The organism is Salisaeta longa DSM 21114, from assembly GCF_000419585.1.
Lineage (GTDB): Bacteria > Bacteroidota > Rhodothermia > Rhodothermales > Salinibacteraceae > Salisaeta > Salisaeta longa.
Map to the genome: position 1 here is coordinate 3,070,631 of NZ_ATTH01000001.1, position 12,853 is coordinate 3,083,483.

10 protein-coding genes are annotated in these 12,853 nt (G+C 65.2%); 5 read left to right on the plus strand and 5 right to left on the minus strand.

All coding sequences use genetic code 11. The features are described from left to right. Positions 1-34 precede the first annotated feature (34 nt). The 4 genes from tpiA to gatB form a co-directional block, all read right to left on the minus strand. Complete coding sequence (gene tpiA, locus SALLO_RS0112820) at positions 35-802, minus strand: triose-phosphate isomerase (protein WP_022836709.1); 768 nt, start codon at positions 800-802, stop codon at positions 35-37. A 39-nt stretch (positions 803-841) separates the two neighbouring features. Further along, complete coding sequence (locus SALLO_RS17135; protein ID WP_022836710.1) at positions 842-1,399, minus strand: class I SAM-dependent methyltransferase; 558 nt, start codon at positions 1,397-1,399, stop codon at positions 842-844. Between the two features lie 103 nt (positions 1,400-1,502). Next, positions 1,503-2,918 carry a peroxiredoxin family protein gene (locus SALLO_RS17140; protein WP_084696296.1) on the minus strand — a complete coding sequence of 472 codons (1,416 nt, stop codon included), beginning with the start codon at positions 2,916-2,918 and terminating at the stop codon, positions 1,503-1,505. Between the two features lie 14 nt (positions 2,919-2,932). Further along, positions 2,933-4,423: an Asp-tRNA(Asn)/Glu-tRNA(Gln) amidotransferase subunit GatB gene (gene gatB, locus SALLO_RS0112835; protein ID WP_022836712.1), complete on the minus strand. Its 1,491-nt coding sequence runs from the start codon at positions 4,421-4,423 to the stop codon at positions 2,933-2,935. A 304-nt stretch (positions 4,424-4,727) separates the two neighbouring features. Between gatB and SALLO_RS0112840 the strand changes: the two genes are divergently transcribed. The 5 genes from SALLO_RS0112840 (at position 4,728) to SALLO_RS0112860 (ending at position 11,946) form a co-directional block, all read left to right on the plus strand. Continuing rightward, complete coding sequence (locus SALLO_RS0112840) at positions 4,728-6,728, plus strand: hypothetical protein (protein ID WP_028567241.1); 2,001 nt, start codon at positions 4,728-4,730, stop codon at positions 6,726-6,728. Between the two features lie 63 nt (positions 6,729-6,791). Continuing rightward, positions 6,792-8,765 carry an ABC-F family ATP-binding cassette domain-containing protein gene (locus SALLO_RS0112845; protein WP_022836714.1) on the plus strand — a complete coding sequence of 658 codons (1,974 nt, stop codon included), beginning with the start codon at positions 6,792-6,794 and terminating at the stop codon, positions 8,763-8,765. Beyond that, entirely contained in the window at positions 8,758-9,921 is a 1,164-nt protein-coding gene (locus tag SALLO_RS0112850; RefSeq protein WP_228702816.1) for a Kelch repeat-containing protein, read from the plus strand. The genes SALLO_RS0112845 and SALLO_RS0112850 overlap by 8 nt, the downstream gene beginning before the upstream one ends. Before the next feature lie 128 nt (positions 9,922-10,049). Beyond that, entirely contained in the window at positions 10,050-10,925 is an 876-nt protein-coding gene (gene folD / locus SALLO_RS0112855; RefSeq protein ID WP_022836715.1) for a bifunctional methylenetetrahydrofolate dehydrogenase/methenyltetrahydrofolate cyclohydrolase FolD, read from the plus strand. Then, the gene (locus tag SALLO_RS0112860) at positions 10,915-11,946 is read left to right on the plus strand and encodes a mechanosensitive ion channel family protein (protein WP_228702817.1); all 1,032 of its coding nucleotides are present in this window, start codon (positions 10,915-10,917) and stop codon (positions 11,944-11,946) included. The genes folD and SALLO_RS0112860 overlap by 11 nt, the downstream gene beginning before the upstream one ends. On the opposite strand, the gene SALLO_RS0112865 is transcribed toward SALLO_RS0112860, so the two are convergent. Next, positions 11,943-12,734 (minus strand): enoyl-CoA hydratase/isomerase family protein, encoded by a 792-nt coding sequence (locus SALLO_RS0112865; protein WP_022836717.1) that lies wholly within the window; start codon positions 12,732-12,734, stop codon positions 11,943-11,945. The genes SALLO_RS0112860 and SALLO_RS0112865 overlap by 4 nt on opposite strands. Between the last annotated feature and the right edge of the window lie 119 nt (positions 12,735-12,853).

Below are 12,853 nucleotides of genomic sequence, written 5' to 3' on the forward strand. Positions count from 1 at the left end.
GCCCCAGCGCAGCGTCGCTGGAGGCTGGCGCGGGCTAGGCGGCCTGCGCCGCGCCGATTTGCGCAATCGCGCCAAACGAATCGGCTTGCAGGCTAGCACCGCCAATGAGGCCGCCGTCTACATCGGGTTGCGAGAGCAGCGCTTCGGCGTTGTGGGGCTTCATGCTCCCGCCGTACAGCAGGTGCACATCCGCCGCCCCGTCGCCCACGAGGTCGTGCAGCAGGCTGCGGATGAACGCGTGCATCGCCTGCGCTTGCTCGGGCGTTGCGCTGTCGCCGGTGCCAATGGCCCACACCGGCTCGTAGGCAACCACCAGGTCGGTGGGGGCTGCACCCTGGGCTTCGGCGAGGGCGCCGCGCACCTGTTGTTCGACGATGGCTTCGGCATCGCCGGCATCGCGCTGGGCTTTCGTTTCGCCCACGCACACAATGGGAATGAGGCTGTGCGCATGCGCCTGGGCGACCTTTGCGCCCACATCGGCATCCGTCTCGCCGAAGTATTTGCGGCGCTCCGAGTGGCCCACGATCACGTAGGTGCACCCCGCGGCGCGCAACATAGGCGCCGACGTTTCGCCGGTGTAAGAGCCCGCATCGGCGGTGTGCATCGTTTGGCCGCCCACGGCAACGTCGGTATCGGCGAGGGCGCGGGCCGTGGCTTCCAGATTTACAAACGGGGGGCACACGGCCATATGGGTGGCCGCGAGCGCGTCGGCGTGTTCATGCACATACGCAGCCAGGTCCTCCGCAAGCGCGGTGGCTTCGGGGAGGGTGGTGTTCATCTTCCAGTTTCCAGCAATAAGCATGAGCGGTAGGGTCAGATGAGAGAGGGTACAGGCGCAGCGTTATGGCTTGAGGGCTTCGTACGCAAACATAGGCGGAATATTGCGCAGCTCGTATTCCTTCGACGCCAGGTTAAAGTGCTGGCGCAGCGGGTCTTCCATGTGATTGTAATTCTGATACACCAAAAACTTGCCCGTGTCCGCAAGCGCGCGGCGGGTGTGCACGAGGAGTTCGTCTTTTACGTCGTCGTCGAGAAAAGAGAAGGGAATGCCCGAGATGATGTAGTCGGCCGCGTCAATGGTGAGGCGGTCGAGGATCGTCTCGATATTTTCGACGCGGTCGTGCACAACGGTAGCGCGCGGATCGCCGTCGGTGAGGGCTTCGAGCTCCTCTACGAAGTTGCGATTCCCCTCAATGAGGACGAGCGTCGAGTCATCGTGCATCTCCTCTAGAATGTACCGGCTAAAGACGCCGGTGCCGGGCCCATACTCCACAATGATGTTGGGCGCCGAAAAGTCGATCCAGCGACAGACCCGCTTTACGAGAAACTTCGAGGACGGTGTGATAGCAGCCACGTCCCGGTCCTTGATGAAGTTTTTGATGTAGGCGAGCGTTCCCATACAAAGCTATACGGTCTGTTGAGCAAAGCGTAGTAGAAAATAAAGCGGACGGCTGCCTTCTGCAATGCAGCCGATAGCTTGTTACATCGGTGGTGCGAATGGTTTAGGGCGTGCGCTGCGCGGTGGCCGGCGGGCGCCGTTCCACTTGAATGCCCAGGTCGTTAAGGAGCCGCATGATGCCAACGCCCACGTAGCGCTCCACGATGCGCCCGTCGGCGTCGATGAGGAAGCGCGTGGGCACGGTGGCTACGTTGTACGTTTGGGCGAGCGGGGCATCGTAGCCGCTGGGCAGGATGATGTGCTGGCCGGGGAGCGAGCGGCCCTCGCGGAAGGCCTTGTTGAGCAGCGTGTCGGGCTCTAGCGAGATGGAGAGCAGCGCGAGGTTTTGAGGGCGCGTGGCCCGGTAAATGGCGTTGCGCATGGCCACCTGCTGCTGGTAGACGCGATCGCCGGGCTTGTAGAACTCCAGCAAGATGGGGCGTCCGCTAAGGGCGCTGAGTGAAAGCGTGTCGCCGGTTACGTCGCGCACAGTAAACGACGGCGCCTTCATGTTGGGCATCAGGTTGTTCATCTCGTAGAGCGCGCGCTCGGCCCAGGCGGCCCACTGCGTGTCCTCGTATTCGGTTTGAAGCACGCGGGCGGCGGCTTTGGCCTTGCTGGTTTGCATGCTGTCGAGGTGCGCACGCACGCGCTCGGCCTGGATCGCGGCCTTCTCCGGCGCGCGGCTCGTCGCTTGTTGGGCGCTGTCCAAAAAGGCCAGGGCCTGCGGCTGTCCGTGCAGGCGGGCAATGGCGCGGCGGCCTACCCGCACGGCTTCCACGTAACGCGGGTTGGCAGGGGAAATTTCGCGCACGTATTCAACGGCCAGCGAGTCGTTCCACCCTTCAAGGAGGGCAATGGCTTCCACCGAGGCCAGCTGTGTTGCGTACGCGTCGGGGTAGGTGCGCCGCAGGCTCCACAAGATGCTGCTCGTTTGTCGCACGCTCTGGCCCATACCACCAGAGAGCGCCTGGCCGGTACGTACGTTTCGGATGGCCATCTGCCGGTGCAGGGCCATGGTGTTTCGATAGGCCAGGAGCGCTGCATTTTCTTCCGACTGAATGCGTACCAGGCCGCGATGGGGTAGCTCCAGGTCGAGGGTCGCGCTGTCGCCATCGGTCACCACCAGCTCGGCGCGCGCCAGGGTGTTGCCCCGGCGGCGCACCAGCAGCGGGTAGATGCCAGCGCTCGGGGCCCGCACGGCCGTCGCAAAGTCGCCGTTGATGTCGGTGGTGGCCAGCGCGAGCGTGTCAATGGCGCGCCCGTTGGCGTTAGCCACCAGCACGTTGAACCCGCTGTAGTTGCGCACCGAGTCGATGGCGGCCGACACGGTAATGCGCCCCGAGAGGTGGCTGCGCACCCGCGTTTCGGGGGCCGACTGGCAGCCCAGCGCAAGGCTGGCCAGAAAGACAAACGCCGCGATGCGTGCAAACACCGGCCGAAGGGCGCAAAAAGGCGGGGCGACAGAAGGGGAAGGCATGAAAGCGGGGGTTCTTAAGCGTCGAGGGTTTCTTTGAGCAAACGCCGTACCACCTGCGGGTCGGGCGATCCGTCGAAGCGATCCATGACCCGGCCAATGAAGAAGCCCAGCAGGCCTTGCTTGCCGTTGCGGTACGTGGTCACCTTATCGGAATGATCGGCTACTACAGCGTCAACGACCGGCCGGATGGCGTCGGCATCGGACACCTGCAGCAGGTTGCGTTCCTCGGCAATGGCTTCGGCCGAGCGGTTGGGCGTTTCGAGCAGCGCCGTAAAGATGTCCTGTGCACCGCTTGAACTGACGCGCGCGTCGAGCCGCAAGTACACGAGCTCCGCAAGCCGTTCGGGCGACACGCCAAGGGCATCGATGGACGTGTTGCGTTCGTTTCGTTCACGCAGCACGTTGGTCATGATGAAGTTGGCGACGGCCTGGGCCTGCGCGGTGGTGTCGCCGCCTTTGGTGTGCTTGAAGAGGGCGCGCAAGGTGTCCTCAAAGTAATCGGCCACGCTGCGTTCCTCTACCAGCACGCCGGCCGCGTAGGGCGACAGCCCAATGTCGTTGATGAAGCGTTCGCGGCGGGCGTCGGGCATCTCGGGCAGGGCTTCGCGCTGGGCGGTGCGCATCGCCTCGTCCACCACAACGGGCGGCAAGTCGGGATCCGGCATGTAGCGGTAATCGGGCGCATCTTCCTTCGTGCGCAGCACGCGCGTCTGCCCGGCGGCCGCGTCCCATCGCAGCGTGGCCTGCGTAACCGGCGCGCCGCGGATGTGGCACCGCATGTGGCGCAGGGCCTCGTAGGTGAGCGCATCGGCGACGTGGCGGATCGAGTTGAGGTTCTTTACCTCGGTGCGCGTGCCAAGCGCCGTGTGGCCGCGGCGGCGCACGCTGATGTTGGCATCGCAGCGCAGCGAGCCGTCCGCCAGGGTGCCGTCGCTAATGCCCAGGTAGCGAACGATCCGGCGAATCGTTTGCAAGCAGCGAGACGCCTCGCGCGGGTGGCGCACATCCGGGGCAGTTACAATCTCGATGAGCGGCACGCCGCACCGGTTGTAGTCGACGCGCGTATGCCCTGCGCTGTGCATCGACTTGCCCGCGTCCTCCTCTAGGTGGATTCGCGTGATGTGCACGCGCCGCGTAGGGGCCGCCGGGTCGTCGCCGGCTGCGGCGCCCGCTGGCACGTCAAGGTAGCCGTCGTAGCACAGCGGCATGTCGTGCTGCGAGATCTGGTACCCCTTGGGCAAATCCGGGTAGAAGTAGTGCTTGCGCGCGAACGTCGAGTGTTCGGCGATCGAGCAATGGGTAGCCAGCCCCATGCGCACCGCATACGCCACGGCTTTTTTGTTAAGGACGGGGAGCGTGCCGGGATGCCCCAGGCTTACCGGGTCTACCTGCGTGTTGGGGGCGCCGTCGCCCTGCGCGGCCTCTGGGCTAAACAGTTTGGAAGACGTGCGGAGTTGACAGTGCACCTCCAGCCCGATGACCGGCTCGTACTCGTCGTGAAGCATGGACAGGCGATGGTTACAGAAATCCACGGGCGATCGCGCGCGGCACATATCTACAGACTCTATCTACCGCACGTATGCCCAAATGTTCGGTGCAAGGCGCCGGGCGTGCGTCCAGCATTGATGAAAGATGGCGGGACCGCTCCCGGATGCGCGGTGCGCGCTACGGGGCGGCGATGGCAGTAGTCCTGTGGCGTTATTGTTGCATATCCAACAATTGTTGGCTCTGCGCCGCGTGTCTCTTGCACCCGCCCGCTGTGCCATCTATACTAACCCGTACGTACTCCTTCCGGATAGCCCAACCTTCATGCTTTCACTCACGCGTTCTGTGTTGTATGCCGTAGGAGCAACCCTCCTTCTCCTGGCCGGATGCCAGGCGAGTGCGCCGGTGGCGCCAACGTACGATCGTCCCCATTATCCCATCCGCGGGCAGGTGGATGAGGCGCGCACCGGGCAGGCGCTGGATAGCGCGACGGTGGTGCTGCGCACCCGCCCCGATACCTTCCTGACGTACCAGGGGGCGTTTTCGGCAGGCCCTCAGCCCATTGGGTTGCACCTGTTCGAGATCAGCAAGCGCGGGTACTTTACGCGTCGCAACACCTCCGTGCTGTCGCTGCCCGACGGCCGTGCCGATACGCTGAGCACCGTACTGCGCCGGAAGCAGCTTGCCGTCATGTGCGCGTCGGTAGACTCCACCGTTGCGGAGGAGCGCGGGCTGCGGTTTGTGATCTTGGATGCCTTCGTGCGGCAGGATACGCTCAGCGTAGATATTGGCATGACGAGCGAGCGCCTGCAGCCGTGGTTTGTGCCCGACAACTACGGGTACTACGGGCACTACCGCGTCATTGCTGTCACGCCCCAGGGCGACACGCTACAATTTACGCACGCCAATGCCCCGGCGGGCAATCCTGGCTACCCCAACCGGATCTACCGGGAGGAAAACATTCTGCCAATCATCTCGACGCGCTTTCGCCGGCTGGAGCCCATTGTGGGCACGATCACACCGGTCCCACCCAAAGGCACGCCCATCCGGGTGGAGGTGGCCTACCACACGCCCATTGGCGATACGTTGAAGACGTCGCCCGTATCCGACTTTCCCGCGGTGCCGGGGCTCGACTCACTCTACACCACCACCTACGATACGATGACGGTGCGCGGCGACCTGCTCGTGCCCGACAGCCTCTTGCTGGAGCGCGACACCCTCAGCATCTGGCCCGGCGACCTGAAGCTCGACACGTCGACCGTGGCGCTGTACACCCCGCCCGATTCCCTGGTGCCCGACTCCACCATGCGCGCCCTGGTACAGGCCCTGGCGGCCACCGTACCTACCACAACGCCCGACAGCATCCTCTCCGACTCGGTCAAGAACATTTTCCGCTCGGTGGATTGGGGGGAGGGGCTAACGCTACAGCGGCGGGTCGATTCGTTGCAGTCTGCCGTTGGCGATTCGGCATATGCTGCGGCGTTGCGGCGCCTGCGCACCTCCACCGCGGGGCGCGTGCTCCGCCGCCAGGCCCGCGTGCGAACAGCCGCCATCGACTCCCTCGTGGCGCTAACCTTTTTGGCGGCCGATCCCACGCCGCGCGCGCCGCTCCCCGAGCGCCTCGCCTCGCTCGACAGCGTGCGCGTGGATACGTTGCGCAGTGGACGCTTCAACGCTGTAGTGCAGGCGCTCACCCAAGACACCGTCCGCACCATCGAGGTCGTTTCGCAGCCGGATACCGTGGCGGCAGACACGGCCGCGGTCGATTCGATGATGACGGCGCAGGGACCGCCTGGCGCTCGCCCCATGCCGTCCGACAGCCTCGCGCCCGCGGCCGACAGCGTCCAAACCGATAGCCTTCGGGTGGGGCCCCCGGCCGACACTGTGCAGACATCTACCGTGCGCATGGTGCCCGATACGGTGCGCACCATCACCATCGTACGCGATACGGTGTTCATCGATTCGGTGCGCGTGGTCTCAGATGTCGATCAGGCGGCGGCCGTGCGCGCGCTCCTGCAGCGGCGGCGCTTGCCCACCGACACCCTCGGACAGCGCATTGCCCCGGCCCGCCTGGATCTGCAGCTTACGCTCACGCAGCGTCCCCTCATGGCCCTCGTGCCCGACTCGTCGGTTGCAATTACAACGCAGCCGCTGGTGCGCCCCCGGTCGGTTATCGAGCAAGACCTGCTGCGGCCCATCAACCGCTACCCGCAGCGTTACCTCGAGGCCTGGAAGCAACAGCAAGCGTGGCGCCTGATGCCGCGGTACTGCAAACTGTATCCGCAAACGCTTAAAACCGATCCGCAAACGACCACCATCCGCTAGCGTAGCAATGCCTCCACGCCCGTAACGGCGTGCGCTGTTCTTCCGAGATACTGTGCTGCAGGTATGATTCAGCTCCAAAACATCGCGCTAGCCTTTGGCGGCACGCCGCTGTTCACGGATTTGACGTGGACGATTACGCCCGATGCCGAGCGCATTGGCCTGATTGGCCCCAACGGCGCGGGAAAGTCGACCCTGCTGAAGGTGATCGCGGGCGAGCAGCCCGTGGATAGCGGGCACGTGTCAACCGGCCGCCTCTCGGTGGGCTACCTGGAGCAGGACGTGCACGAGATGCCGGCCGACCGGAGCGTGCGCGCCGAGGCGCAGCGCGCGTTTGATGACGTGCTGGCCCTGGAGGCGAAGGAGGAGGAGCTTACCGCACAGCTCGACGCGGCCACCGATTACGAAAGCGAGGCCTATCAGCAGCTGCTGGATCGGCTGGCCCGCGTGCAAGAGCAACTCCACGCCCACGAAGCCCACCGCATGCGGTCGGCGGTGGATGCTACGCTCACCGGCCTCGGCTTTGCCCCCGACGACCTCGACCGCCCCCTGCGTACGTTCTCGGGCGGCTGGCGCATGCGCGTGGCCCTGGCCAAGCTCCTCTTGCAACGGCCGGATGTGCTGCTGCTCGACGAGCCCACCAACCACCTCGACATCGACAGCATCGACTGGTTGGAAGGCTACCTGAAGTCGTACCCCGGCACGGTCATCATCGTCTCGCACGACCGGTACTTCCTCGACCGCATGGTCACGCAGACGGTGGAGCTGGCTGCGGGGCGCCTTGCGCAGTACGACGGCAACTACTCGCACTACCTGGAGGCCCGCAAAGAGCGCCGGGCGCAATGGCAAGCCGAGTACGAGAATCAGCAGCGGCGCATCAAGGAAATCGAGGACTTTATCGACCGCTTTCGCTACAACGCCTCCAAGGCCAGCCAGGTGCAAAGCCGCATCAAAAAGCTGGAGCGCATGGAGCGCATCCCGCCGCCGCCCTCCGAAGAGGCCACGATGCAGTTCCGGTTTCCCGAGCCCCCCCGCGTGGGCCGTGTGGTCCTGGAGCTTTCGACCTTCTCGAAAACCTATGCTGCCGAGACGGGCCCCGTTCATGTGTTCGATAACGCCGGGCCGCTCACGGTGGAGCGCGGCGACAAGATTGCCCTGATTGGCCCCAACGGCGCAGGAAAGTCGACCCTGGCGCGTATCCTGAAGGGCACCGAGCCGTTTGAAGGGACCCGCGAGCTGGGCCACAACGCGCAGCCGGCCCTCTTTGCCCAGCACCAGGCCGACACGCTCGCGCCCGATCAAACCGTGCTGGAGGCTGTGCGCGCCGTTGCCCCCGGCGCCGACACCACCGCCCTGCGCACGCTTTTGGGCACGTTCCTGTTCACCGGCGACGACGTCTTCAAAGAGATCAAGGTGCTGAGTGGCGGCGAGCGAAGCCGCGTGGCCCTGGCGCGCACCCTCTTGCGCCCTGCCAACCTGCTGCTGCTCGACGAGCCTACCAACCACCTCGACATCCAGTCGAAGCAAGTACTCATCGAAGCGCTGCAGCAGTACAGCGGCACCTTCGTCATCGTCTCGCACGACCGCCACTTCCTCGACGCTGTCGCCGAACGCATCTGGCGCGTGGGCGACGGCGGCGTGCGCACCTTTCCCGGCACCTACTCGGAATTTCGGTGGAAGCGTGCGCAGGAGCAACAAGCCAGCGAGCCCTCCGCGGGCGACGGTGCAGCGGCTTCCGCCCAACCCGACGCATCGCCCTCCGCCGCCAACGATGCCGGTGCCCCCGATCCTTCCGATGGGCGGTTTACCGGACTGAACTCGTATCAGCTGAAGCAAACGCTGGAGGCCACCGAGGCGGCCATCCTGGAGAAAGAAGAGAAGCAGGCTGCCCTGCAAAAGCAGATGGCAACCCCCGAGGCCGCCGACGGGAGCACCATGCGCGAACTCTCGGAGGCGTACCAAGCGCTCGACAAAGAACTCGCAACGCTGTATGATGATTGGGACGAGCTTACCGAGCGCGTGCTGGCGTTGGATGCTTAGCATTGTGCTGATGGTTGCTGGCGCCGGACCGGCCGCTGCGCAAATTACGAAGCTACCGCGGCCCGACACGGCCCGCACGAGCGGCTATGGATCCGACGTGGCCATCAGCGGCGACCTTGCGGTGGTGGGGGCGAGCGCAGAAGACACCTGCGGCCCCAACGGCGGTGCCGCCTACGTGTACGTCCGCGCGTCCAACGGCGTCGATTGGACGCAAGTGGCGCGTCTTACGCCCACGCCGTGCCGCCCCAACGCGTTCTTTGGCGCCTCGGTGGCCGCGAGCGACGCGCGCGTTCTGGTGGGCGCCACAAGCGAATACTTTGCCGAAGAAAAAGAAAACGCCGCTTACGTATTCGCGCGACAGGCCGATGGCACGTGGCAACAAACCGCACGCCTCACCCCCGACGCCCGCCGCCCCGAGGGGCGCTTTGCGGTTGACGTGGCGCTCGATGGTGACCGTGCGGCCGTCTCCACCGCCGGCAGCTCCGATGCCGCCTATCATGGCGCCGTGTATGTGTTCGACTACACGCCCGCAACCGACGCGTGGCAACGAACGGCGCGCCTCACCGCCGCGCATCCGCCCGAAGACGGCGTGCTGGGCGGGGCCGTAGCGCTCGACGGCAACCGCATCGCCGTAGCCGCCTCCACCTACTTCCGCGACGACCCGGGCGGGGTGTACGTGTTCGACAAAACGCGGGCCGGCGCGTGGTCATCGGCCGCGTTTCTGCCGGGCATCGACGCGTTTACAATCTCCGTGGCCCTTGCGGGTCGCCGCCTCGTGGTGGGCGAGTCGCGCGCGGGCGACGATGCCTCGGGGCGCGTGCAGGTGTACACCGAGCGGCGTCCCGGCGCGTGGCACCGCACCGCCACGTTGCATCCCATGCCGCCGTATGCCAACGGGCAGTTTGGCGCGCTCGTCGCCGCCGATGGGCCGTGGCTGCTGGCCACCGGCTACGACGAGCAGCTCGACAAGGAATTCAACATCGACCGCGTCGTGTACGTCTACAAGCGCACCGCCCGCGGCTGGTCGCAGCGCCTCATCCTCGACATCGGGCAGGTGGACTTTGGCGCGGCCCTCGCGGTGGATCGCGGCACGGCGATCGTGAGTCATGTGCCCGAGACCGGCGCGGGCGTCGTGTACGTTGCCCAACTCCCCTAGGCGCGGCCCGCGCTGCACGGGGCGGCCCGACGTCCTTTGCCAATTTTTTGGGCAGATGGCTTGTGAAGCGGCGCCGTTCCGTCGTACGTTAAAGGCCCGTATCCCCTTGACCGCCCTGCACCCGCCCCGTGGCCCAACGACTCGACGGAAAAGCCCTCGCCCAAGCCGTACGTACCGATGTTCGTCAGGAGATTACCGCCTGGCGCGACGCCGGACACCGCCCGCCGATGCTCAAGGTCGTGCTCATCGGCGACCACCCGGCGTCCGCGGCCTACGTGCGGGGGAAGGAAAAGGACGCAGCCGAAGTGGGCATCGATACCGAGACGCTGCGCTACCCCGAAAGCATCGCCGAGGATGAGCTCCTGGACGTGGTGCAGGCGCTCAACGCCGATGCGGCGGTCGACGGCGTGCTTGTGCAGTTGCCGCTGCCCGACCACATCAACGAGCAGCGCGTCATTCACGCCATCGACCCGGCCAAAGACGTAGACGGCTTCCATCCCGAAAACATGGGCCGCCTCCTCATTGGCGATCCGGCGTTTATTCCGGCCACGCCCTACGGCATCCTGGAGATGCTGAAGCGGTCGGATATTGCCACCGAAGGGCAGCGCGCCGTTATCGTGGGGCGCTCCAACATCGTCGGCAAGCCGATGGCCGCGCTCCTCCTGCAGCGCACCGCCAACGCTACCGTCACGGTGTGCCACAGCCGCACGCGTAACCTCAGCGCCCACACGCAAGCCGCCGACATTCTGGTGGCAGCCGTAGGACGCGCCGGATTCATCACGGCCGACATGGTCAAGGAAGGCGCCGTCGTCATCGACGTGGGCATCAATCGCGTCGACGACCCCTCGCGCGAGCGCGGGTACCGCCTCGTGGGCGATGTAGACTTCGAGCCGGTGGCAGAGAAAGCCGGGTGGATTACGCCGGTGCCCGGCGGCGTGGGCCTCATGACACGCGCCATGCTGCTGGTAAACACGCTTCACGCTGCCAAACAACATGCCGGATAAGCCCATGGTGCCCCCCCAAGCCGCCTTGCTTCAGGCGGCCCCCGACACCAGCCGCGCGTCCGCACAGCCGTCTACCATGGCTGAAGGGCTGGGAACCATCAACAACACGTTCGGCCGCATCATCAACCTGCTGGCCGAGGGGCGGTGGAATGAGATGTACGATTTGCTGTATGAGGAAACCGTCAACCTCATCGGCTTATTTCTGCAGAACGGGCTCGAAGCGCTGCTTGCGTTTGTTGTCCTCTACGCCATCTACTGGGGCATCGACTCGACCTTGCAGCGGGTCCTGGATCACTCCAAGGGATTGGATAAGGGGCTGGCCAGTTTGCTCCAGCGCAGCTACCGCGTGGTGGCCATGGTGTTTATTGGCGCAATGGTGCTGGGGCAGCTTGGCGTAAACGTGACGGCGCTCGTGGCCGGTCTTAGCATCGCCGGTATTGCCGTTGGTTTTGCTGCGCGCGACTCGCTGGAGAACTTTATCTCGGGCGTTACGATCCTTGTCGACGAGCCGTTTAAGGTGGGCGATTACATTCAGGTGGAAGGCGAGTACGGGCAGGTCAGCGAAATCACGCTGCGTTCGACGCGCATCCGCACGGTGCGCAACGAGATTATGGTGCTGCCCAACACGCAGATGATCACGCAGCCCGTGGTAAATCACACCAAGCAAAACACCCTGCGCGTTGATATTCCCTTTGGCATTGCGTACGAAGAATTTCCGGACGAGGCCCGCGCGGTGGTGCTGGCGCTTCCGGCCGACGATGACCGGATTTTGACGCGCCCCGAGCCCACAGTGGTGGTGACGGAGATGGCAGGCTCTAGTGTGAACATGGTCCTGCGCATGTACCTGCGCGACCCAAGCGAGGAGCTGCCCGTGCGGTGGGCGTACACCGAGAAGGTGCGCGAGGCGCTGCGTGCCGCCGACATCGAGATTCCCTTCCCGCACATGCAGCTCTTTCTGGACGAGGCCAAGGGCTTGCACGGCTCTACCCTTTTCCCCGAATCGCCCGATGCGTCGTCTTAGCGTCCTTGGAAGTCGGGCGCGCGTTTCTCTAGAAAGGCCTGCACGCCTTCGCGATGATCGTGGGTCTGCACGGCCTCCATCTGCAGTTCGGCTTCCTTCCGGATGACGTCGGCAAGGCCATGATCTTGCGCGTAGGCCAACACCTCCTTGGTTTGGGCCAGGGCCTGCGTGGGACGTTGGGCGAGTTCGTGGGCCCAGGCGTCGGCGGCGTCGTGCAGCTCGTCGGCAGGCACCACGCGGTTGGTAAGCCCGAGGGCCGCGCACCGGTCGGCCGGTAACGGATCGGCCGTGGCAGCAAGCTCGAACGCGCGGCTGTAGCCCACCTGGCGCACCAGCAGGTACGAGGCGCCGCTGTCGGGCACAAAGGCGATGTTGCTAAACGCCATCATCTGCACCGCGTCGTCGGCCATGAGGCGCAGGTCGCACGCCAGCGCCAGCGCCATGCCCGCCCCGGCGGCCGCGCCATTGATCGCGCCGATGACAGGCTTGGGGGCGTGTTGTATGCGCTGGATGAGCGGCAGATAGCGCGTGGTGAGGTGCTCGTATAGCTGATCGGGCGAGAGGCCCTCCTTGAGCAGCGTCAGGTCGGCGCCCGCGCAAAAGCCCGGACCGTTGGCGCGCAGTACAATGGCGCGCACCGCATCGTCGGCGCTCAGCGCCTCGAATACCGCGCGCAGGTCGGCATCGAGCGCTGGACTGAGGGCGTTGCGCCGCTTCGGCTGATCCATCGTAACGGTGGCAACGGCGGCGTCGCGGTGCAGCTGAAGGGTATCGTACGTAGCGGCCATGAGGAAAACACGTGATGGGCAGAACAGCAACGGACGCCCACAACATACCAGCGCGGGCTGCGAGGCGCAAGCGCTTCCACCTAAGCTGGAGATCATCTCGGAACAGAGGAGCAAAGGGC